This window comes from Kitasatospora sp. NPDC091207 (assembly GCF_044768625.1).
Lineage (GTDB): Bacteria > Actinomycetota > Actinomycetes > Streptomycetales > Streptomycetaceae > Kitasatospora.
In genome coordinates, this window is the sequence record NZ_JBIVVS010000035.1 from 24,600 (window position 1) to 46,265 (window position 21,666).

The window sequence follows — 21,666 nt, forward strand, 5'->3', positions numbered from 1 at the left end:
CTTCGAACCCTCTACGATGCGGCAGCAGACGGTGAGTACGGTACGGGTACGGTTCGCGAACCGGCCAACCGGGCCGCGACAACTGATTCAGAGAGGGCCACTCGGGGGATGCCAAGCCAGACCGCTCCAGGGCGCCGCAGCACCGACGAGGGCAGGGGGTCGCGCCGCTCCGGCCGGCGGACACGGCCCGACCGAAGCCACTCCGCCGAACCCGCGAACGCCGGCGGTCCCGGCTCCGCCGGCGCCCCCGTCCCGGTCCGCGTCCACCCCCGGCCCGGGCTGCTCGGCGGCCGGCTGAGGCTCCAGCAACTCGTGCTGGTCGAGGTCGCGGTGGCGCTGGTGGCGGTCGGCTGGACCATCAGCAAGCCGGTGGCCGGCGCCTTCGGCGCGGTCGCCCTGGCCCTGGTCGTCCTCGCCGTGATCCCGCTGCGCGGCCGCACCATCCCCGAGGCGCTGCGGGTGCGCGCCGCCCTGCAGACCCGCCGCAAGCAGGCCCGGACGAACGTCCCGCCGGCCGGCACCGACCCGGCCATCGCCCCCGCGCTGGAGCTGGAGCCGGCCCTGCGCACCTGCACCCACGCCACCGAGACCGACTTCGGCGGCCGCCCGATGCGCCGGGAGACCGGCATGGTCGGCGACGGCACCTTCCTCAGCTCGGTGCTGCTCGTCCAGGCCAAGGACCAGCCGCTGCGGCCGGTGCGCACCGCGCTGCCGCTGCCGCTGGACGTGGTCTGCTCGGCGCTGCGGGTGGACGACATCACCCTGGAGTCGGTCCAGATCGTCCAGCACACCCAGCCGGCACCGGCCCCGCACCTGCCCGAGCAGTCGCTGGCCGCCCGCGCCTACCAGGAGCTGCCCGACGGCACCGCCACCCCGGGCCTGCGGCTGACCTGGGTCGCGCTCAAGCTCGACCCGGAACGGGCGGCCACCGCCGTCCGCGCCCGCGGCGGCGGCGAGGAGGGCGCCCGCAAGGCCCTGCAGCGGGTCACCGACCAGCTCGCCGGACGGCTGGGCAGCGCCGGCTTCAACGCCACCGTGCTGGACGAGCGCGAGCTGATCGCCGCGCTGGCCATCTCCACCTGCGCCAACCCGCTCGCCGTGGCCGGCCGCCAGGGCACCGGCAGCGGCGGCGGCAGCGGCCGCCGCACCCAGGAGAGCAACCGGTTCTGGCGGATCGACGACCGCTGGCACAGCACCTACTGGATCTCCCGCTGGCCGCAGCTCAGCCGCCCCGGCGGCGCCCCCGGCCGGATCGCCGCACCGGACCTCGTCAACCTGGTCACCGGCTCGCCCGCGCTGGCCAGCACCTTCAGCCTGACCGCCGGTCACGGCACCGGCGGCTCGGTGACGATCAGCGGCCACGTCCGGCTGACCGGCCGCAGCGAGAGCGAGGTGGTCCAGGTCGGGCGGCTGGTGGAGGCCCGGGCGCAGAGCGCCGGCCTCGGCCTCGCCCGACTCGACCTGGAGCAGGCCCCCGGCATGCTCGCCACCCTGCCCCTGGGAGGTGCTTCCTGATGGCGTACCAGACCTATCCGACCCCCGGCCCGCAGCCCGGTACCGAGCAGCCCCGGGTCCGGCCGCGCGTCCTGCCCGGCTTCGGACTGCGCGGCCCGCGCCGCGAGAAGCACGTCCTGACCACCGACGACCTCGCCGCGCTCTCCTTCCCCGTCGGCGACGACGGCGTGCTGATCGGCGAGGACGTACGGCAGCAGCCCGCCGTGCTCGGCCTGTTCCGGCCCAGCGCCTACGACCTGGTCCTGGTCGGCGGCGTCTGGACGGCCCAGGTCATCGCGCTGCGGGCGGCGGCCACCGGCGCCCGGATCGCCGTCGAGACCGCGCGCGGGCAGCTCTGGGGCCCGATGGCGCAGGCCGCCGGCGGCGGCCAGCCCTGCGTGACCGTCCACCAGGTCGGCCGGCTCGGCCCGCAGGGCGCCTCGGTCACCTCGCCGGTCCTCGTGGTGCGCGACCTCGGCGCCCGCCCGCCGCGCAGCCGGCTCTCCGCCGCCCCCTGGCAGACCACCCTGACCCTGCTGCCCTACCTGGGCCCGAACGCGGCCCGGGTGCTGAACGCCGCCGACCTGGTCGGTGTGCAGCGGGTCTCGCCGCAGGAGGCCGAACTGATCGGCCGGGTGCTCTCGCTCGGCCCGCAGGACATCACCGCGCTGCCCACCCTCGGGGACGACATGACGCTGTGGACGACCCGGGTGCGCCGCCAGTACGTACGGACCGTCGCCGGGCAGGCCGAGCAGCAGGTCCTGGGCGGGGCACGCCGGATGGACTGACCCGGTGCGCCCCGATCGCGCCCTGGGCGAGATGAGACTCCGCCTTCAAAGGGGGGTGGTGCACGGCCTAGTCTTTGATGCGGCAACGGCACCGCGAAGAGCGGCGGCGAACACGAGGGAGCCCTAGGTGAGCAGCGATCGGGACGGCGTCTACGTCGGCGACAACGCGGCGGAGGACGACGACGACTGGTCCGACGCACCCGACTACACTCCCCCCTCCTGGTACGTGCAGACGGAGTCCGCGGCGGGTCCGGCCACCGGTCCGGGTCCGGGTCCGGCGCCCGGACCCGCGGCCGGACCACCGGGTGGGGCGGGCGCTCCGGCGGCGGGCGGCGGTCAGGCCGCGGCCGCGCCGGTACCTTCGCCCGTGCCGGTACCGGCGCCTTCACCCGCGCCGATGCCTTCGCCCGCGCCCGCGCCCGTCGCCGCTCCGGTCGCCGCTTCGCCCGCGGACGGCCCGGCGGTACCGCCGGCGGTCACCGCACCCGTCCCCGGCCCCGCTCCGGCTCCGGCTCCGGCTCCGGCCGTGGTGACCGCCCCCGTCCCGGAGGCGGCGCCCGAGCCCGCGCCCGCCACCCATGTCGAGGCGCGGCACGTCCCGTTCACCGCGCCCGCCCCGGCTCCGGGCCCCGCCCCCGAGCAGCCGCAGGCCCCGGTCGCCCAGCCGTGGCCGCCGGCGGAGACCACCGCGCACCAGCAGCCCGGCCCGGCCCAGCCCGTGCCACCGCAGCAGCCGGCGCACCCCCAGCCGTACCCGGACCCGCAGCCGTACCCGGACCCGCAGCACCAGGCCGCCCCGACGCAGCCCTACGCCGAGCCCCAGCAGCAGGCTCCGCGGCCGCCCCAGCCGCACCCCTACGCGGACCCGCAGCCGTACGCCCAGCCACAGCCCTACCCGGACCCGCAGCAGCAGCCGGTGCAGCCCCAGCCGTACCCGCAGTCGCAGGCGCAGCCGTACCCGCAGCCCCAGCCCGTGCAGCCGGCGGACCCGCAGGAGCAGCAGGCCGCCGCCTGGGCCGCCGCCCAGCAGGCCGCCGCCGCCCAGCAGGCGCCCGGCCCACAGGCCCCGCCGGTCGACCCCCGCCAGGGCGGCTGGCCGCAGCCGACCACCTACCAGCAGCCGCCGCAGCCGCAGCCCCAGCAGCCGCAACCGGGCCCCGCCCAGCCGTGGCAGCAGCAGTCCGGCGTCCCGCAGGCGCCCGCCGCGTTCCAGCAGGCCGCCGCCCCGCAGCAGGTCGCGCACGGCGCCCCGCTCGGCTACACGGCCGCCGTCGAGCTGTCCTCGGACCGTCTGCTGCGCAGCCAGCCGAAGCAGCAGCGCCAGCAGCCCCGCTTCCAGTTCGGCGGCAAGGCCGCCGCGGCCGAGCGCGGCCGCAAGCTGGAGATCATCCGGACCCCGGTGATGAGCTGCTACCGGATCGCGGTGATCAGCCTCAAGGGCGGCGTCGGCAAGACCACGACCACCACCGCGCTCGGCGCGACCCTGGCCAGTGAGCGCCAGGACAAGGTGATCGCGATCGACGCCAACCCGGACGCCGGCACCCTCGGCCGCCGGGTCAAGCGCCAGACCGGGGCGACCATCCGCGACCTGGTGACGGCCATCCCGCACCTGCGCAGCTACATGGACATCCGTCAGTTCACCTCGCAGGACCTGCACTCGGGCCTGGAGATCCTGGCGAACGACGTCGACCCGGCCGTCTCGACCACGTTCAACGACTCGGACTACCGCCAGGTCATCGAGGTCCTGGGCCGCCAGTACCCGATCATCCTGACCGACTCCGGCACCGGCCTGCTGTACAGCGCGATGCGCGGGGTGCTGGACCTCGCCGACCAGCTGATCATCGTCTCCACGCCGAGCGTGGACGGCGCCTCGTCCGCGTCGACCACGCTGGACTGGCTCTCCGCGCACGGCTACGCCGACCTGGTGCAGCGCAGCATCACGGTGGTCTCCGGGGTCCGCGAGACCAGCAAGATGATCAAGGTCGAGGACATCGTCGCGCACTTCCAGACCCGCTGCCGCGGCGTGATCGTGGTGCCGTTCGACGAGAGCCTGGCGGCCGGCGCCGAGGTCAACCTCGACATGATGCGGCCCAAGGTCCGCGACGCGTACTTCGAGCTCGCCACCCTGGTCGGCGAGGACATCGTCCGCGCCCAGCAGGCCGCCGCCCAGCAGTCCGGCTGGCAGCAGCAGGCCCAGCAGGCGCCCGCGCCGTACCCGGTCCAGCCGCAGCCGTACGCGGACCCGCAGCAGCCCTACCCGCAGCAGGCGCAGCAGCAGCCGTACCCGCAGCAGGGCCAGGGCGGCTACCCGACCGGCGGGCCGGCCCCCGGCGCGCCGTGGGCACCGCAGCCGGGACAGGCACCGCCACCCCCGCCCGGCTACGGCTACCCGCAGGCCCAGCCGGGTGCCCAGCAGCCTCCGCAGGACTGGCAGCAGCAGCCCCAGCCGCCGGCCGGCGGATACGGGTACCCGCAGCCGCAGCCGCCCGCGCCGCCCGCCGGGTACGGCTACCCGCCGCCGCCGCCCCAGCCATAGCGACGCGAAAGGGCCCGCCGGCCGTTCCGGATCTCGCGATCCCGGAACGGCCGGCGGGCCCTTTCGGCGTCCGCGCCGGTCAGCCCGCGTCGGTCAGCTCGCGGGCCTGCTTGACGTCGTCGGCCATCCGGTCGAGCAACGCGTCGATGGAGTCGAACTTCTCCATCCCGCGCAGGTAGGCGAGGAAGTCGACGGCGACGTGCAGGCCGTACAGGTCCAGGCCGACCCGGTCGATGGCGTACGCCTCGACGGTGCGGGAGGTGCCGTCGAAGGTCGGGTTGGTGCCGACCGAGATCGCGGCCGGCATCAGCTCGCCCAGCGCCGTCAGCCAGCCCGCGTAGACCCCGTCGGCCGGGATCGCGCTGTGCGGCACGGTCTCCACGTTGGCCGTCGGGTAGCCCAGCTCACGACCGCGCTGGGCGCCGCGCACCACCACGCCCTCGACCCGGTGGGGACGGCCCAGGACCTCGCCCGCGCCGGCCAGGTCGCCGGCCGCGACCAGCCGCCGGGTGAGGGTGGAGGAGAACGGCTCGCCGTCCCCGGCCGCCCCGCGCACCTGGAGGTCGACCACCTCGACGGCGAAGTCGGCGGCCCGGCCCAGCTCGGCCAGCAGGGCGACGTCACCCGCCGCACGGTGCCCGAAGCGGAAGTTCGGCCCCTCGATGACCAGCCGCGCCCGCAGCGCGTCCACCAGCACCTGCCGGACGAAGGTCTCCGGGGACTCCTGGGAGAACTCGGCGGTGAACGGCAGCACCAGGACGGCGTCCACCCCGAGCGCCTCGATCAGCTCCGCGCGGCGCGGCTGCGGGGCGAGCAGCGGCGGGTGGCTGCCCGGGCGGACGACCTCGCTCGGGTGCGGGTCGAAGGTGACCACGACCGAGCGGACACCGAGCTCACGGGCCCGCTCGACCGCCCGGTTGATGATCAGCTGGTGTCCGCGGTGCACACCGTCGAACGAACCGATGGTGACGACGCTGCGTCCCCAGTCACCGGGGATCTCCTCCAGGCCACGCCAGCGCTGCACCCTGACCGCTCCTTGTTCCGTACGGCGCGTACCTTCTGTACGCTCAAACGCTCAAACCCGAACCCCTATAGCGTGCCATGCGCCTGCCCCTGCTTCGGCACCGGAAGGCGGGTTGGGCGCACCGCCGGCTGTCCGGTCCCGGACACCGGCGCGCGGGCGGCCTCCCGCCCGGCCGTCCGGTCCGCCTCCCGCCCGGCCGTCCGGTCCGCCTCCCGCCCGGCCTCGACGGCGGCCTCCCGCGGGTCGTGCCCGGCCGCCGCCAGCTCCCGCAACCGGGTCAGCCGCGGGCCCGCGGGGCAGGCCGGCGGCTCGTGCTCGGGCCACCGGACCAGCAGCAGCGCGAACGCCGCCCAGCGGGCGGCGCAGCGCACCAGCAGCTCGTCCGCGCCCGGCAGTCCGGCCGCGGCCCGGGCCAGCACCGTCCGGGCCCGGGCCGGGCGCTCGGCCGCGCAGTGCTCGGCCAGCCGCTCCACGGCGGCGGCGAGCACCTCCCGGTCGCCCTCGGTGGCCAGCAGGGTGTCCAGCAGTTCGCCCCGCAGGGCGTCGGCCGCCGCGTCCGCGACCGGGACGGCCAGCACCTGGGCGAACGGCCGCCGGACGGCCCCGGCCCGGGCCGCCAGGGCGCTGCCGAGCAGCACCCGCAGCTCCAGCCGGGCGACCGGACCGGCGGCGGCGCCGCGCGCCAGCCGGCGGCCCAGGTAGTCGACGGCGATCGGGCCCGCCAGCGCCGGGCGCTCCCGCAGCAGCCGGGCCACCAGCTCGGCGCCGCCCCGGGTGGCCCGCGGCGTCCGGGCGTCGGCCAGCACCCGCAGCGTCTCGGCGGCCGCCGCGCCGGGCGCGTCCAGCCGGTGCGCGAACGCGGCCAGGACGGCCTCCGGGTCGCTCTCCAGCGCCGGGGCCAGCGCCCGGGCCGTCAGGAAGCGGTCCTCGCCGTGCCGGTACGCGGCGAGCGCCGCCGGGAGGTGCCCCGCCCGGGCCTGCCGGTCCCGGACCAGCAGGGCCAGCGCGGCGCCGTGCAGGCACGGCTCCTCCTCGCGGGCGAGCAGGGCCAGCGCGGCGAACCGCAGCAGTTCCGGCCCGGCGCCGCGCGCGTACGGCGCGGCGCGCAGCGCGTGCACGGCGGCGGCGACGTGCCGCTCGGGCCGCCGGTCGTGGCTCCAGCGGTCCACCGCGCGGCAGAGCGCGGAGGGTTCCTCACCGGCGAGGACGGTGAGCAGCGCGTCCGCCCGGGGGTGCGCCGCGTCGGCCAGCGCCTCCGTCAGATCGTCCAGGGCGAGCGCGCGGTGGTGGTACAGCAGGTCGTGGGCGAGGTCGGCGACGGTGGTGCCGGGGCGGCCCGGCAGGCCGCGCGGGTCGTCGAACCAGCCGCAGAGCAGCGGGATCACCCCGGCCGGGTCGGCGCGCAGCCGCCCGGCCGTGGCCGCGAGGAAGGGCTGTCCGGGCCCGTCCGCCGTGACCAGGCGACGCAGCAGCGTCAGTTCCTCCTCGGCCGGCAGGCCCAGCCCGGTCCAGAACGACGGGTCGAACCGGCCCAGACCCGCCGCCGGCAACCGCTCGAACCCGCCGGCCGCGGGTGCCACTTCGGCGATCCGGCCGGCCAACTGGGCCAGCAGCGCCCGGTGTTCGGCGAGGTCGGGGCTGGCGGCCAGCCCGGCGACGAGCAACCGGCCCGCCCACCAGCCCGGTTCGCTGCCGGGCGGGCGCAGGTCCAGCGCCCGCCAGATCCGGTGCAGCCACGGGTCCAGGGCGGTGGCTCCCCAGGTCTCGGCCAGCCGCCGGAGCGCGGCCGCCACCGGGGCGACGCGGTGCCGGGGCACGGTGCGGGCCCCACCCGGCGGCGGGGTGTCCTCGGCCTCGCCGAGCAGCAGTCGCAGCGCCGCGTCCAGGTCCAGGTGCAGGCCCTGGAGCCAGTCGGAGAACTCGCCGTGCGCGAGCCGGAAGCCGGGCCCGGACGGGACGAACAGGCCTTCCGCCAGGACCGCCGTCGCCCAGTTGCCCGGCGGGAAGAGCTCCTCGAAGGCGGCCCGGCCGAGCCCGCCCTGCTCCACGCCGAGCATCCGCCGGGCCGCCTCGTGCACCCGGCCGGCCACCGCCGCGGCCAGCCTGCGCACCCGGCCGTGCGACGCGGCGGGCCGCCCGGCACCCCGGCGGTGGGCGCCCGGCCGCCGGGACCGCCCGTCGGCGGCGATCCGCTGGGCCACCCGCAGGCAGCGCAGGTCCAGGTGGGCCGCGAACAGTTCGCCGCGGCCCACCGGCTCGCCGCGCAGGCCCTCCGCCCACAGTTCCCCGGCCAGCCGGACCGCCAGCGGGTGCCGGGCGTCCGCCGCCGCCGGCCAGCCGGGCGGCAGCCCGTAGCGGCGGCGGACCCGGTCCGCGGCCTCGGCCGGCAGCGGCCCGAGCCGCAGGACGGCGAGGCCCTCGGCCGGCTCCGCGCACCGGCAGTCGCCGGCCGCCGACCTGCCGGCCGTGTCGGTGCCGGAAGGGTCCTCGCCGCTCCCGGTCGCGGCCCCCGCCGGTAACGCGCCTCCGGCCCCCGCCGCTCCGGCGGCCGGAACGTGCAGCGGACAGCCGGCCGCTCCCGCGCCGCCCCCCGAGGCCGCCGCCTCCGCGGCCGACGGCGGCCGCTCCGGACCACCGCCGCCGCGCTCCGCCGCGTCACCACCGCCGTCCGGAGCCAGCAGCTCCCGCGCCTCGTCCCCGCAGGCGGTGAGCAGCCGCGCCCCGACCGCCGTCAGCCAGGCCCCGGCCGCCCGCAGCCAGGCCCCGTCGAGCGGCACGGGCGCCTCCTCGGGCCCGTCCAGCACGACCAGCAGCGGCCGCCGCGCCGCCGCGCAGAGGGCGGCCACCCGATCCGGCGCGGGCGGCGGCCGGGTGCCGAGGCCGGCCGCGGCCGCCGCCAGGGCCCGCTCCACCGCGGCGGCGAGCGAGGAGTCCTCGGCCCGCAGGTCGGCGCCGCGCAGCCAGAGCGTGGGCAGCGGCCGGTCACCGCCGGCGCGCCGGACGGCGAGCGCCGCGAGTTCGGTGGTCCGGCCGGAGCCGGGGGCGCCGACCAGCGCGGTGACCGTCGCCGACGGCTCGTCCCCGGCCAGGCCGTCCGGGCGGTCGACCCGGTCGGCGGCCAGCGCGGCCACCCGGCCGGGGCCGGCCCCGGCCGCCGCCACCTGGGCGGCGGCCAGCCGCAGCACGCCCGCCAGGTTGAGCGCCGAGCCGTACGCGGGGACACCGGCCGCGTTCCGCGCCAGCACCTCGGCCAGTTCCGGGGCGCCCTCGCCCGACCCGCTGCCGTCCGCCGGGGCGACGGTCAGCGCGCCCCCCTGTTCCGGGGCCCGCAGCGCCGGTGCGGCGACGCCGATCACCGCACCGCTGCGGGCGTCCAGCACGGGTGCCCCGGCCGGCACCGGTCCCGTGCCCGCGACCACCGGGACGTCGAGCAGCAGCACCCCGCCCAGCAGGTGGAAGCGGTCCGGGCGGGCGTAGACCGCGCCGGTGGCACCGAGCACGCCGCAGCGCAGGGCGACCGCCGATCCCTCCCCGCCGGTCAGCGTGGGCAGCACCACCGCGCGCCCGGCGGCCGCCCCGCCCGGTGCCGCGATCGGCAGCGGCGGGACGGGCAGGCCGCCGACGGTGTCGGTGCGCAGCAGGGCCAGGCCGTGCCCGGGCAGCGGCAGGACGCTGTCCGGGCCCAGCACCCTGGTCTGGCCGCCCGGGGTGTGCAGGACGATCCGGTCGAGATCCGCGACGCTCTCGTGCGCGGTGAGGACGGTGCCCCGCGGGTCGGCGACGAACCCCAGTCCGCGCAGTCGCCCGTCCAGGTCGCGGATCCGCAGCAGGTAGCGCTCCGGATCGTCCGCCACCCCGTCGCCGTCCAGTGCTCCCGGCATGCGTGCAGCCCTCCCGGCAGGGCCGGGCGGCCCGGAGGCGGACGCGTCGCGGCGACCTGCTCGCCGCCGGGAGCCTGCCCGCCACCGGCCCGGCCCGACCGCGCCCGCGCCGCTCACCACCGGGGTTCACCTCGCGCGCTCCCCCGTGCGGGTGAACCTCGCGCAGCCCCGCCCAGTCCGCTGCCGCGCCCGCGCCACGCGGACACGCCGACACGCGGACAGCGGGGCGCATGCCAAGAGCCCCCTGCCGCCCCGACAGGGGGCGGCAGGGGGCTCGACCGGCAGACCCGGCAGGTCTCAGCCGACGAAGACGGCGACCGGCTTCGCCTGACCGCCGGTCTCCTCCACCAGGGCGAGGAACCGGCCGTCCGGCGCGTACACCGCGATCGGCCCGGCCACGCCCATCCCGGGCGCCTTCAGCCGGGCGCCGTGCGAGAGCAGCTTGGCCTGATCGGCGTCGAGGTCCCAGCGCGGGAAGGCGGCCGCCGCGGCCTCACCGATCGGCAGCACCTCCAGCGGCGCGCCGGACCCGCCGGTCACCGACTCCTCCAGCTGCTCCAGCGTCCGGGCCGACTCCACCCCGTACGGGCCGACCCTGGTGCGCCGCAGCGCGGTGAGGTGGCCGCCGACACCGAGCCCGGCGCCGAGGTCGCGGGCCAGTGCCCGGATGTAGGTGCCGGAGGAGCACTCCACCGTCACGTCCAGGTCGATCACCGCGGTGCCGTCCTCGGCGACGGCGGACCGCTGGGCGTGCACCGTGAAGGAGTGGATGGTGGTCGGCCGCGCGGCGATCTCGAAGTCCTCGCCCTCCCGCACCCGCGCGTACGAGCGCTTGCCGTCGATCTTGATCGCGCTGACCTTGGAGGGCACCTGCATGATCGCGCCGGTGAGGGCGGCGATCCCGGCGTCGATGGCCTCCCGGCGCACGCCGTCGGCTGGCACGGACGCGGTGACGTCGCCTTCCCGGTCGTCGGTGACGGTGGTCTGGCCGAGCCGGATGGTCGCCTCGTACGTCTTGGCGGTGAGCATCAGGTGCCCGAGCAGCCGGGTGGCCCGCTCGATGCCGATGACCAGCACGCCGGTGGCCATCGGGTCCAGCGTGCCAGCGTGGCCGACCTTCCGCGTCCCGGCCAGCCACCGCAGTTTGGCGACCACCCCGTGCGAGGTGATGCCCTCCGGCTTGTCGACGATGACCAGGCCGTCCGGGCCGGTTCCCTTGCGCTTCATCGGTTCTTTTCTCTGGAGGCTTCTCTGGAAGTGGTCAGCTGACGGGCCGCAGCGCGCCCCGGAACCGCTCCACCACGTCGGCCACGGTCTCACGGGTGGAGAACCCGGCCGCGAAGGTGTGCCCGCCGCCGCCGAGCTCGACGCAGGCCGCCGCGACGTCCACCGCGCCCTTGGAGCGCGAGGAGCCGCGCAGCGTGCCGTCCGGGTCCTGCTTGAGCACCAGCGCGACCTCGGCCTCGGCCGGGCGGCGCAGGATGTCGATCAGGCCCTCGATCTCCTCGACGGTGACGCTGAACAGCGCCAGGTCCTGGTAGGGCACCCAGGTCCACACCAGGCCCAGGCCACCGGCCGCGTCGGGCTCGTAGACGGCCCGGTCGAGCGCGGCCGCGAGCACCTTGAGGTAGCCGAAGGACGAGGTGTCCCACAGTTGTCGGGAGATCAGGTCGTGGCGGATGCCGGTGGCCAGCAGCCGCCCGGCGAGTTCATGGGTCGCGGGCGTGGTGGCCCGGTACTTGAACGAGCCGGTGTCGGTCGCGACACCGGTGTACAGGCAGGTGGCCAGGTCCTGGTCCAGCTCGACGCCGAGCCGGCGCAGCAGCTCGTCCACCAGCACGGCGGTGGCCGGCGCGCTCGGGTCGATCAGCTGGTGGGTGCCGAAGCCGGGGTTGGAGGCGTGGTGGTCGATGACCACCAGCACCGGCGCGGCGAAGGCCTTCCCGTGCAGCAGGCCCAGCCGGCTCTCCGCGGCCACGTCGAAGCAGAGCACCAGCTCCGGGGTGCCGGGCACCTCGGAAGCCGGCACGATCAGCTCCTGGCCGGGCAGGAAGGCCAGCGACTCGGGCACGATCTGCGGGTCGTCGCCGAAGGAGACCCGCACCTCGTGGCCGAGCCCGCGCAGGGCCAGCGCGGCCGCCAGGGCCGAGCCGAGCGCGTCGCCGTCCGGGCAGATGTGGCAGATCAGGTCGATGGACCGGGCGCGCCCGATCTCCGCGACCACCTGCTGCCAGACCAGCTCGAAGCCGGGCGCCTCGGCGCGCGGCCCCGGAAGCACCGCGAGGGCACCCTCCACCGTGGTGGTGGAGGACGCCCCCGCGAGTGCTCCGGCCGTCGAACCGGCCGACGCCGGCTCACCCGTCATGACTACTCGTCCTCGTCGTCACGCTCGGACGCCGGGACCTTGTACGGGTCCGCGTCGCCGGCGTACGTCGCGCCCGCCGCGGTGGTGCGCACCGCGGCGTCGATGGCCCGGGCCCGGTCGAGCAGGTCGTCGATGTTCCGGGCGTTCTCCGGCAGGGCGTCCGCGACGAAGGTCAGCGTCGGGGTGAAGCGCACCCCGATCTTGCCGACCTCGGAGCGGATCACTCCCTTGGCGCTCTCCAGCGCGGCGGCCGAGGCCTCGCGCTCGGCTTCGTCACCGAAGACGGTGTAGAAGACGGTGGCCTCGCGCAGATCGCCGGTGACCCGGGTGTCGGTGATGGTCACATAGCCCAGCCGCGGGTCCTTGATCCGGCGTTGCAGGGTCTCGGCCACCACCACCTGGATGCGGTCTGCGAGCTTGCGCGCCCTAGCGGTGTCGGTCACGTTGCCTCCTCGTGCAATGGGCCGGGTAACTCGGGCGTACTGCCTGCCCGTCGGGGCCCACGCCCCAAAGTACCGGCCCGCGCCCAGCCTTGTGGGCGCTCTCGGTCCTCATCTGTGTGAGAACGGCGACTCGCGCCGGTCCCTTCCACAGACCTCATTCGTCGTCGTCGTTGTGGTAGCGCCTCCTGGCGGAGAGCAGCTGAACCTCGGGGCGGCCGGCGACCAACCGCTCACAGCTGTCCAGGATCTCGGTGATGTACCCGGCTTCGCCGGACACCACCGCGAGGCCGATCTCGGCCCTGCGGTGCAGATCCTGGTTCCCGGTCTCGGCAGCGCACACGCTGTACTTGCGCTGCAGTTCGGCCACGATGGGCCGCACGATCGAACGCTTCTCCTTGAGCGAGTGGACGTCGCCCAGCAGCAGGTCGAAGGTGAGTGTTCCCACGAACATGTATGACAGGTCTCGCCGACCTGGAGGCCTCGGGGACGGCCCTGGACCGGGCCGCTACTGCTATTTCTGAACTACCCCGGACCCTACACAGCGAGACCGGGGCCGGTCGACGGAAATACCACCCGTCGACCGGCCCCGGACATCACCCGCTTACGCGCGCGGCTTCTCGCGCATCTCGTAGGTCTCGACGATGTCCTCGACCTTGATGTCGTTGAACGACCCCAGGGTCACACCGGCCTCGAAGCCCTCGCGGACCTCGGTCGCGTCGTCCTTGAAGCGGCGCAGACCCTCGATGGTGAGGCTCTCCGCCACGACCTTGCCGTCGCGGATGAGGCGGGCCTTGGCGTTGCGGCGCAGCAGGCCCTCGCGGACGATGACACCCGCGATGTTGCCGAACTTGGAGGAACGGAACACCTCGCGGATCTCCGCGGAGCCGAGGCGCACCTCCTCGTACTCGGGCTTGAGCATGCCCTTGAGGGCGCTCTCGATCTCCTCGATCGCCTGGTAGATGACCGAGTAGTACCGGACGTCCACGCCTTCCTTGTCGGCCGCGGTACGCGCACGGCCTTCGGCGCGCACGTTGAAGCCGATGATGATGGCGTCCGAACCCATCGCCAGGTTGACGTCGGACTCGGTGATCGCACCCACACCGCGGTGCAGGATGCGGAGCTCGACCTCCTCGCCCACGTCCAGCTTGACGAGGGCGTCCTCGAGGGCCTCGACCGAACCGGAGACGTCACCCTTGATGATGAGGTTGAGCTGCTCGATCTCGCCGGCGGCGATGGCCTTGTCGAGGTCCTCCAGGGACACCCGGACCCGACGCTGCGCGAAGGCGGCGTTGCGGTCACGGGCCGAGCGCTTCTCGGCGATCTGACGGGCGGTGCGGTCCTCGTCGACGACGATGAAGCTGTCGCCGGCGCGGGGCACCGAGGTCAGACCGAGCAGCAGCACCGGGCGGGACGGGCCGGCCTCGGCGAGGCTGTTGCCGTTCTCGTCCAACATCGCGCGGACGCGGCCGTAGGCGTCGCCGACCACGATCGAGTCGCCGACGCGGAGGGTACCGCGCTGCACGAGCACGGTCGCCATGGCGCCGCGGCCCTTGTCGAGGTGGGCCTCGATGGCGATACCCTGCGCGTCCTGCTCGGGGTTGGCCCGCAGGTCCAGCGAGGCGTCCGCGGTCAGGACCACGGCCTCCAGCAGCTGGTCGATGTTGAGGCCCTGGCGCGCGGAGATGTCGACGAACATGGTGTCGCCGCCGTACTCCTCGGCCACCAGACCGAACTCGGTCAGCTGACCGCGGACCTTGGTCGGGTCGGCGCCGTCGACGTCGATCTTGTTGACGGCGACCACGATCGGCACACCCGCGGCCTTGGCGTGGTTCAACGCCTCGACCGTCTGCGGCATGACACCGTCGTTGGCCGCGACCACCAGGATCGCGATGTCGGTGGACTTGGCACCACGGGCACGCATGGCGGAGAACGCCTCGTGACCCGGGGTGTCCAGGAAGGTGATCGGGCGCTCTTCGCCGTTCACCACGGTGGCCACCTGGTAGGCACCGATGTGCTGGGTGATGCCACCGGCCTCGCCGGCCACCACGTTCGACTTGCGAATGGCGTCCAGCAGGCGGGTCTTACCGTGGTCGACGTGACCCATGACGGTGACGACCGGCGGGCGCGGGGCCAGCTGGTCCTCGTCGCCCTCGTTGGCACCGAAGTCGATGTCGAACGACTCCAGCAGCTCGCGGTCCTCGTCGTCCCGGCTGACGATCTCCAGGATGAAGCCCATCTCGCCGGCCAGCAGCTCGAGGGTCGCGTCGGAGACCGACTGCGTCGCGGTGACCATCTCACCGAGGTTGAACATGACGGAGACGAGCGCGGCCGGGTTGGCGTTGATCTTCTCCGCGAAGTCCATCAGCGAGGCGCCGCTGGACAGGCGAACGGTCTGGCCGTTGCCGCGGGGCAGCATCACACCGCCGACGGACGGGGCCTGCATGGCCTCGTACTCCTGGCGCTTCGCCCGCTTCGACTTGCGGCCACGCGCCGGGCGACCGCCCGGGCCACGACCGAAGGCGCCCTGCGTGCCACCACGGGCACCCGGGCCGCCGGGACGGCCGCCGAAACCACCGGGACGCGGGCCGAAGCCGCCACCGCCACCGGGGGCACCGCCACCGGGACGGGGGCCGCCGAAGCCGCCACCGGCCGGACGGGAGCCCGGACCGGCCGGACGACCGGCGAAGCCCGGACGGGCGCCACCGGCGCCACCGGGACCACCCGGACGGGCGCCGGGGCCACCGGGGCCACGGCCGCCGGGGCCCGGACGCGGGCCCGGAGCCGGACGCTGCGGCATCATGCCGGGGTTCGGACGCGGCATGCCGGACGGGCTCGGGCCACCGGGACGCGGGCCGGCCGGACGGGGCATGCCGTCCGGACGCGGACGGTCGCCACCGGGGCGCGGCGCGCCACCGGCACCGGGAGCACCGGCGGGACGCGGACGGTCCCCACCGGGACGCGGACGGTCACCGGCACCCGGGGCACCGGCGGGACGCGGACGGTCCCCACCGGGACGCGGACGGTCACCGGCAGCGGGAGCACCGGCGGCCGGACGGGCACCCGGCGCGGCCGGACGGCGGTCGCCGGGGCGGGCCATACCGGTCGCACTGCCCGAGGTGAACGGGTTGTTGCCCGGACGCGGGCCGGCCGGACGCGGGCCCGGACGGGCACCACTGCCGGCGGCGGGACCGGCCGGACGCTGGGCCTGGGCGGCCGGGCGCTGGGCCTGGGTCTCCTCGGCCGGGGCCGGGGAGGAGAACTCGGCCGCCGGAGCAGCCGGGGCCGCGGGCGCGGCGGGGCGAGCCGCCGGGCGCGGACCCGGGGTCGGCGCACCGGCCGGACGCGGGGCGGCCGGAGCCGCCTCGACGGGCGCGGCCGGGGCGGCGGGCGCCGCCGCGGCGGCGGGGGTGGGACGGGGTCCCGGGGTCGCGGCGGGGCGCGGACCCGGGGTCGGGGCACCCGGCTTGGGTGCGGCCGCACCGGCGGCGGAACCGCCGGCGGGCTGGGGCGCCGCGGGCTTCCGCGGGCCAGGCTTGGCAGCGCCACCAGTGGGGGCGACTCCCAGAGCGTCAGTCAACTTGCGCACGACCGGCGCCTCGATCGTCGAGGACGCCGAACGGACGAACTCTCCGAGCTCGGTGAGCTTGGCCATGACGGCCTTGCTCTCCAAGCCGAGCTCCTTGGCGAGTTCATATACCCGGACCTTAGCCACTTCACTCCTGTCTATGAGTCCGGGGGTCTCGTCCGCCGGACTGTCGCTACTTCATGGGCGTACCCATCGCGTACTCATCGCGTACTCATCGAGTGCTCATCGCAATCTCGACCTACTTCCACATCGCGAGGTACCTGACTGGTGGCACGACGCGCGGCTGCCCGCGCACTGTGCTTGGTGCGGTGGTTCTCCGCCGCGTGGAGCGGCGGCCGTAACAGGGAGGTGCCCACCGGAACGGCCTGAGGAAGCTCAGGGCGCCGGGGTGTCGCCTGCCCGCTCCTCGATGTACTCGCGGAGCCGTTCCGTGTCGAGTGTGCCCTGGAGCCGGAAGGCCCGGGGGAACGCCCGACGGCGGACCGCGAGGTCGAGGCAGGCCGGATCGGGGTGCAGGTGTGCGCCCCGGCCCGGGAGTGCGCCCCGGGGATCGGGGACGCAAACGCCCTCGACCGCCGTGACACGCAACAGCTGGTGCTTGGCCGCACGCTTGCGGCAGCCCACGCAGGTGCGTTCCGGGCGTGCTCGGACGTGCGTCCGGCCAGACGAAGGCAAGTCTACCCCTCCGAAGGGACATGGCGCCGCCCCGCCGATCCGGGGTGGAACGGCGGGGGGCGGTGGAACGTTGGTGCCCGGTGCTCGACTACTCGGCCGAGGACTCCCGGCCACCGTCCTCGGGCTGCCCCTCGGTGTCCGGCCGGATGTCGATCCGCCACCCCGTCAGGCGGGCGGCCAGGCGGGCGTTCTGGCCCTCCTTGCCGATCGCCAGCGACAGCTGGTAGTCCGGCACGATCACCCGTGCGGAGCGCTGCTGCAGGTCCACGATCTCCACGCTGGTCACCCGTGCGGGGGACAGCGCCGAAGCGACCATCTCGCGCGGATCCTCCGACCAGTCCACGATGTCGATCTTCTCGCCGTGCAGCTCGCCCATCACCGCGCGCACCCGGCTGCCCATCGGGCCGATGCAGGCGCCCTTGGCGTTCAGCCCGGAGCGGCGCGACCAGACGGCGATCTTGGTCCGGTGGCCGGCCTCGCGGGCGATCGCGGCGATCTCCACGCTGCCGTCGGCGATCTCCGGGACCTCCAGCGCGAACAGCTTCTTCACCAGGCTGGGGTGGGTGCGCGAGAGCGTCACCGACGCGCCGCGCACGCCCCGGCGCACGGCCACCACGTAGCACTTGAGCCGGGTGCCGTGCCGGTAGTCCTCGCCCGGGACCTGCTCCTGCGGCGGCAGGATGGCCTCCAGCTTGCCGATGTCGACCAGCACGTTCTTCGGGTCGTTGCCCTGCTGGACGACACCGGTGACGATGTCGCCCTCCTTGCCCGCGTACTCACCGAAGGTCTGGTCGTCGGCGGCGTCGCGCAGGCGCTGCATCATCACCTGGATGCCGATGCTCGACGCGATCCGGCCGAAGCCGCTCGGGGTGTCGTCGAACTCCTTCGGCTCGACACCCTCGTCCAGCTCCGCCGGGTCCTCGGTCGCCCAGACCGTGACGTGGCCCGACTTGCGGTCCAACTCGACCCGGGCCCGACGGCGCGAGCCCTCGGTGCGGTGGTACGCGGTGAGGAGGGCCGACTCGATGGACTCGACCAGCAGGTCGAAGGGGATGTTCTTCTCGTTGACCAGCGTGCGCAGGGCACTCATGTCGATGTCCACGGCTACGCCTCCTCGTCTTTCGTCACGTTCGTCATGGTGCGGTCGGTGTGCGGGTCGTCACTGCCCACCGTCGTCCCCCTCCTCGGCGCCGTCGTCCGCCGAGTCGTCGTCCACGAAGTCCGCGGCTTCGTCGAGGAGCTTGTCGTCCTTGCGGTTGAACTCCACCTGGACGCGCGCCCGGGCCACCTCGGTGTACTCCAGGCGGCGCTCCTTGGGCCGGCCGCGGCCCTTCACCGGCTGCACCTCGACCAGCGCGCCGTCCTCGTCCGCCTCCAGCACCCGGGCGACGATCTCCCCGCCGTCGACCAGGTGAACGGCGGCCAGCCGGCCCTCGGCCCGGCGCCAGTGACGGGGCTCGACCAGCGGACGCTCCGCGCCCGGCGAGCCGACCTCCAGCACGTACGCGCCGGCGCCCATCACATCGGACTCGTCCAGGGCGTCCCCGACGGTCCGGCTGAACTCCGCGATGGCGTCCAGATCCACGCCGCCGTCGGCGTCCACGTCGATCTGCACCTGGCGGCGGCTGCCCGCCTGGGTGACGACGACGTCCTCCAGGTCCAGGCCCGCCTGGGCGGCCAACGGCTCCAGCAACGCACGCAGCCGGTCGATGTGGGTGGTGCTCATCCGGGTGGACTCCTCGGCCGCGTCTGCTGTTGTCAGAGGGCGCACCGCGCCGCCTGCGCCGGTCCGGCGCAGGCCGGGTCGCGGCAGCTCGGCCCAAATCCTATCCGGTGAAGCCGCGAACCACCGATTCCGGACCACGCGCGGACGCCCGGGCGCCACCCACTGCGAGCAAGGTCACACCGGCGGGGCACCACCCCGGGCCTGGGAATCCGGACCCGGACGCGTGAGGATTCTGTAATCATTCACGCCAACGAGGGCAGGCGGGCAGGCCGTCCTCCCGTACACGCCCCGGAGTGACACCGATGCAGCCGCCCAGCCGACGGACCTTCCTGGCCCTCGGGCTGCTCCTCAGCACCGGCGGCGCCCTCGCCGCCTGCACCGGCTCCCACCACGGCGAGGACGGCGGCGGCCCGGGCGAGCGCCGCCGGCCCGACCCGGACGAGCCGGTCCGCCAGCGGGCCGTCAGCGCCACCGACGCGCTGCTCGCCGGGTACGACGCCCTGCTGGCCGGGTCCGGGGCCGGCCAGGCCGGGCTGCTCGAGCCGCTGCGGGCCGAGGTGGTCCAGCACCGGGCGGCGCTGGCCGCCGGGCTCCCGGGCCCCTCGGCCGCCCCCTCCGGGGCCGCGTCCGGGACCGCGTCGGGGAGCGGGTCCGGGACCGCCTCCGGGAGCGCCCCGCAATCCCCGTCGGGATCGCCCGGCAGCACCGCCCCCGCCTCGACGGTGACCACCACCGCCGCGCTCGCCTCCCTGGAGCGGCAGACCGCCCAGACCCGGCTCGCCGACCTCGGCGCCGCCTCGCCGCAGCTGGCCCGGCTGCTCGCCTCGGTCTCGGCGGCCGGGGTGCTGCACACGGTCGCCCTCGGCGACACCGCTCCGGCGGCCGCCGCCCCGCCCGGACCGACCGACCCGGCGACCGCGCCCGTCCCGCCGTCCTCCGGCGCCGCCCCGTCCGGCCCGGCGTCGGGGTCCCCGTCCGCCGCCCCGTCCGGCAGCACGGCGGGCACCGGCCCGGAGGCGCTCACCGCGCTCCAGGGCGCGCTGGGCGCGGAGCACGCCGCGATCTACGGCTACGGCGTGGTCGGCGCCCGGCTCCCCGACGACCAGCAGCGCGCCGACGCGCGGACCGCCCTCGCCGCCCACCAGACCCGGCGGGACGCCTGGCAGCGTCTGCTCGGCGGGGCCGGGGCCAGCCCGAGCGCGGCGGCCGCCGGCTACCAGCTGCCGTTCGCCGTCACCGACGCGGCCGGCGCCACCCGGCTGGCCGCCCACCTGGAGAGCCGGCTCACCGCGGTCTACGCCGACCTGGTCGCCGCCGTCACCGGCCCCCAGCGCGCCACCGCCGCCGACGCGCTGCGCGAGTGCGCGCTGCGTGCCCGCCGCTGGGGCGCCGCCCCCACCGCGTTCCCCGGCCTGCCCGACCCCGCCGGCGCGACCCCCGCCACGACCCCCGCGACGACCGGCGGCGCCACCGGCACGCCCGCCGGCTGACCGCCCCACCGCCCCACTGCCGCCCCGACCTGCGACGCACCGTCCGGGACCGCTTTCCCGGATCGCTGACCTGCGGTTTCACCGTCATGGCCGACAATGGACGGGTAGCACCACGGGGGAAGCGGCAACCGGAAGGCCAGCATGTCGGCAGCACCAGGACAGATCACCCTCCCCGAGTGGCTGACGCGGAGCGTCGGCACGGACGAGGAGGGGCGTCGCTGGCTGGCGGGGTTGCCCGCCCGGGTCGGCGCGGGACTGACGCGCTGGGACCTCACCCTGGAACGGGTGATCGACCCGGGCGGCAGCCTGAGCCTGGTCGCCTACGTGCACCGCGACGACCTCAGCCCCGCCGTCCTCAAGACCGGGCTGGTCACCCCGGAGACCGACCGGGAGCACGCCGCCCTCGCCCAGTGGGCCGGCCGCGGCGCCGTCCTGCTGCTGGCCTCCGACCCCGCCGAGGGATCACTGCTGCTGGAGCGGCTGCACGGTGAGATCCCGCTGCGCTCGCTGGCCGAGCCGAAGGCGATGCTGGAGGCCACCAGCCTGCTCCACCGGCTCTGGGTGGACCCGCCCGGGAACCACCGCTTCGCCACCCTCGCCGACCGGGCCGCCGCGACCGCGGCCGACCTGCGCCGCCGCGCCGGGCTCCCCGGCGCCGGTGAGGCCGCCGCGCTGGTGACCGAGGCACTGGACACCGCCGAGGGGCTGCTCGCCGCCGCGGACGAGGAGGTCCTGCTGCACGGCGACTTCCACCACGGCAACGTGCTCGCCGCCGACCGCGCGCCCTGGCTGGCCATCGACCCCCGCCCGCTGGTCGGCGAGCGCGCCTACGACCTGGCCCGGCTGGCCCTGGACCGGGCGGACACCCTGGTCGGCTCCCCCGGCGTCCCCGGCGCCGTCCGCCGCCGGCTGCACCAGCTCGCGGAGGCCCTGGAGGTGGACCGGGAGCGGCTGCGCGGCTGGACGCTGTTCCGCGCGGCCGACCTCGGCCTGCGCGCCCTGGCGGCGGGCCGCCGGGAGGACGCCGAGCTCTACCTGGAGTTCGCCGGCGCGCTCTGAGCCCGGTCCGGCCCCCGCAGCGGCAGTTCGGCGCCCATCACCGCGTACAGGCGCTCGGTGTTGGGGAAGTGCACCGCCCGCGCGAGGTCCCGGTAGCCGAGCGAGCGGTAGAGCCGGCGGGCGGGCGTCTCGGCGTCGATCGCGGAGAGGATGGTGCGCGGCAGCCCGGACCGCGCGCAGAGGTTCCTGATCAGGGTGGAGCCGATGCCCTGCCCCTGGAACTCGGGCAGTACGTGCAGTTCGGTGACCGCGAACACGTCGTCCAGCCAGGCGCCGTACCCGCGGGTCTCCAGATAGGGCTGGATCACGGTGCTCCACCAGTGCTCCCGGCGGTTGGGCATGCCGTACCCGAAGCCCACCAGCCGGCCGCCGCTGAGCGCGCCCAGCGCGATCACCCCCGGCTGCTGCGCGTGCCGCCCGACGATGTGCAGCCGGACCAGGACCTCCTCGGGGGTCAGCCCGAACGCCACCGCCTGGACATCGAGCGCCTGCGGAGCCCACGCCGCAAGGTCGATGGCCTCGATCGTCACCCCGGTCAGCTGATCCATGCCCCGGACGTTACTACCCGTCCGGCCCCCGCGCGGGCACAGGTGGCGAGG

16 protein-coding genes are annotated in these 21,666 nt (G+C 76.0%); 5 read left to right on the plus strand and 11 right to left on the minus strand.

Annotated elements, in window-relative coordinates:
- Nucleotides 1-108: 108 nt before the first annotated feature.
- The 3 genes from eccE (at nt 109) to ACIQTO_RS34940 (ending at nt 4,818) form a co-directional block, all read left to right on the plus strand.
- Nucleotides 109-1,515, plus strand: coding sequence for a type VII secretion protein EccE (gene eccE, locus ACIQTO_RS34930; RefSeq protein WP_402396853.1), 1,407 nt, complete (start codon nt 109-111; stop codon nt 1,513-1,515).
- Nucleotides 1,515-2,282 carry a hypothetical protein gene (locus tag ACIQTO_RS34935; protein ID WP_402396856.1) on the plus strand — a complete coding sequence of 256 codons (768 nt, stop codon included), beginning with the start codon at nt 1,515-1,517 and terminating at the stop codon, nt 2,280-2,282. Before eccE ends, ACIQTO_RS34935 begins: the two co-directional genes overlap by 1 nt.
- A gap of 397 nt (nt 2,283-2,679) precedes the next feature.
- Nucleotides 2,680-4,818: a MinD/ParA family protein gene (locus ACIQTO_RS34940; RefSeq protein ID WP_402396859.1), complete on the plus strand. Its 2,139-nt coding sequence runs from the start codon at nt 2,680-2,682 to the stop codon at nt 4,816-4,818.
- Nucleotides 4,819-4,897: 79 nt separating this feature from the next.
- Here the strand turns inward: ACIQTO_RS34940 and ACIQTO_RS34945 are convergent, their stop codons facing one another.
- The 10 genes from ACIQTO_RS34945 to rimP all read right to left on the minus strand — a co-directional run bounded on the left by ACIQTO_RS34945 (nt 4,898) and on the right by rimP (nt 18,518).
- The gene (locus ACIQTO_RS34945; RefSeq protein ID WP_402396862.1) at nt 4,898-5,842 is read right to left on the minus strand and encodes a bifunctional riboflavin kinase/FAD synthetase; all 945 of its coding nucleotides are present in this window, start codon (nt 5,840-5,842) and stop codon (nt 4,898-4,900) included.
- A gap of 65 nt (nt 5,843-5,907) precedes the next feature.
- Nucleotides 5,908-9,723 carry a trypsin-like peptidase domain-containing protein gene (locus ACIQTO_RS34950; protein WP_402396865.1) on the minus strand — a complete coding sequence of 1,272 codons (3,816 nt, stop codon included), beginning with the start codon at nt 9,721-9,723 and terminating at the stop codon, nt 5,908-5,910.
- Between the two features lie 297 nt (nt 9,724-10,020).
- Nucleotides 10,021-10,950: a tRNA pseudouridine(55) synthase TruB gene (gene truB / locus ACIQTO_RS34955; RefSeq protein ID WP_402396868.1), complete on the minus strand. Its 930-nt coding sequence runs from the start codon at nt 10,948-10,950 to the stop codon at nt 10,021-10,023.
- Nucleotides 10,951-10,984: 34 nt separating this feature from the next.
- Nucleotides 10,985-12,088 (minus strand): bifunctional oligoribonuclease/PAP phosphatase NrnA, encoded by a 1,104-nt coding sequence (locus ACIQTO_RS34960; RefSeq protein ID WP_402396871.1) that lies wholly within the window; start codon nt 12,086-12,088, stop codon nt 10,985-10,987.
- A gap of 2 nt (nt 12,089-12,090) precedes the next feature.
- The gene (rbfA, locus tag ACIQTO_RS34965) at nt 12,091-12,531 is read right to left on the minus strand and encodes a 30S ribosome-binding factor RbfA (RefSeq protein ID WP_360639235.1); all 441 of its coding nucleotides are present in this window, start codon (nt 12,529-12,531) and stop codon (nt 12,091-12,093) included.
- Between the two features lie 154 nt (nt 12,532-12,685).
- Nucleotides 12,686-12,982, minus strand: a complete 297-nt coding sequence (locus ACIQTO_RS34970; RefSeq protein ID WP_266274452.1) for a DUF503 domain-containing protein — start codon at nt 12,980-12,982, stop codon at nt 12,686-12,688.
- A gap of 150 nt (nt 12,983-13,132) precedes the next feature.
- A complete protein-coding gene (infB, locus tag ACIQTO_RS34975) occupies nt 13,133-16,243 on the minus strand; it encodes a translation initiation factor IF-2 (RefSeq protein ID WP_402396874.1) in 3,111 nt (1,036 codons plus the stop codon).
- A 249-nt stretch (nt 16,244-16,492) separates the two neighbouring features.
- A complete protein-coding gene (locus ACIQTO_RS34980; protein WP_402396877.1) occupies nt 16,493-16,741 on the minus strand; it encodes a YlxR family protein in 249 nt (82 codons plus the stop codon).
- A gap of 139 nt (nt 16,742-16,880) precedes the next feature.
- Nucleotides 16,881-17,894 carry a transcription termination factor NusA gene (gene nusA / locus ACIQTO_RS34985; RefSeq protein ID WP_402396880.1) on the minus strand — a complete coding sequence of 338 codons (1,014 nt, stop codon included), beginning with the start codon at nt 17,892-17,894 and terminating at the stop codon, nt 16,881-16,883.
- Nucleotides 17,895-17,951: 57 nt separating this feature from the next.
- Nucleotides 17,952-18,518, minus strand: coding sequence for a ribosome maturation factor RimP (gene rimP / locus ACIQTO_RS34990; protein ID WP_402396883.1), 567 nt, complete (start codon nt 18,516-18,518; stop codon nt 17,952-17,954).
- 302 nt (nt 18,519-18,820) lie between these two features.
- Here rimP and ACIQTO_RS34995 point away from each other — a divergent pair, with 302 nt between their 5' ends.
- Both ACIQTO_RS34995 and ACIQTO_RS35000 read left to right on the plus strand, forming a co-directional pair.
- On the plus strand, nt 18,821-20,008 hold the full coding sequence (locus ACIQTO_RS34995) for a ferritin-like domain-containing protein (protein ID WP_402396886.1): 1,188 nt from the start codon (nt 18,821-18,823) through the stop codon (nt 20,006-20,008).
- A gap of 141 nt (nt 20,009-20,149) precedes the next feature.
- On the plus strand, nt 20,150-21,067 hold the full coding sequence (locus tag ACIQTO_RS35000; protein ID WP_402396889.1) for an aminoglycoside phosphotransferase family protein: 918 nt from the start codon (nt 20,150-20,152) through the stop codon (nt 21,065-21,067).
- On the opposite strand, the gene ACIQTO_RS35005 is transcribed toward ACIQTO_RS35000, so the two are convergent.
- Nucleotides 21,040-21,615 (minus strand): GNAT family N-acetyltransferase, encoded by a 576-nt coding sequence (locus ACIQTO_RS35005; RefSeq protein ID WP_402396892.1) that lies wholly within the window; start codon nt 21,613-21,615, stop codon nt 21,040-21,042. The genes ACIQTO_RS35000 and ACIQTO_RS35005 overlap by 28 nt on opposite strands.
- Nucleotides 21,616-21,666: the final 51 nt, after the last annotated feature.

Coding starts and splice junctions, on each gene's coding strand:
- ACIQTO_RS34940 (WP_402396859.1), top strand. CDS start 2,680: ATGCCTTCGCCCGCGCCCGCGCCCGTCGCCGCTCCGGTCGCCGCTTCG.
- ACIQTO_RS34935 (WP_402396856.1), top strand. CDS start 1,515: ATGGCGTACCAGACCTATCCGACCCCCGGCCCGCAGCCCGGTACCGAG.
- ACIQTO_RS34950 (WP_402396865.1), bottom strand. CDS start 9,723: ATGCCGGGAGCACTGGACGGCGACGGGGTGGCGGACGATCCGGAGCGC.
- truB (WP_402396868.1), bottom strand. CDS start 10,950: ATGAAGCGCAAGGGAACCGGCCCGGACGGCCTGGTCATCGTCGACAAG.
- rimP (WP_402396883.1), bottom strand. CDS start 18,518: ATGAGCACCACCCACATCGACCGGCTGCGTGCGTTGCTGGAGCCGTTG.
- eccE (WP_402396853.1), top strand. CDS start 109: ATGCCAAGCCAGACCGCTCCAGGGCGCCGCAGCACCGACGAGGGCAGG.
- ACIQTO_RS35005 (WP_402396892.1), bottom strand. CDS start 21,615: ATGGATCAGCTGACCGGGGTGACGATCGAGGCCATCGACCTTGCGGCG.
- ACIQTO_RS34995 (WP_402396886.1), top strand. CDS start 18,821: ATGCAGCCGCCCAGCCGACGGACCTTCCTGGCCCTCGGGCTGCTCCTC.
- ACIQTO_RS34970 (WP_266274452.1), bottom strand. CDS start 12,982: ATGTTCGTGGGAACACTCACCTTCGACCTGCTGCTGGGCGACGTCCAC.
- ACIQTO_RS35000 (WP_402396889.1), top strand. CDS start 20,150: ATGTCGGCAGCACCAGGACAGATCACCCTCCCCGAGTGGCTGACGCGG.
- ACIQTO_RS34960 (WP_402396871.1), bottom strand. CDS start 12,088: ATGACGGGTGAGCCGGCGTCGGCCGGTTCGACGGCCGGAGCACTCGCG.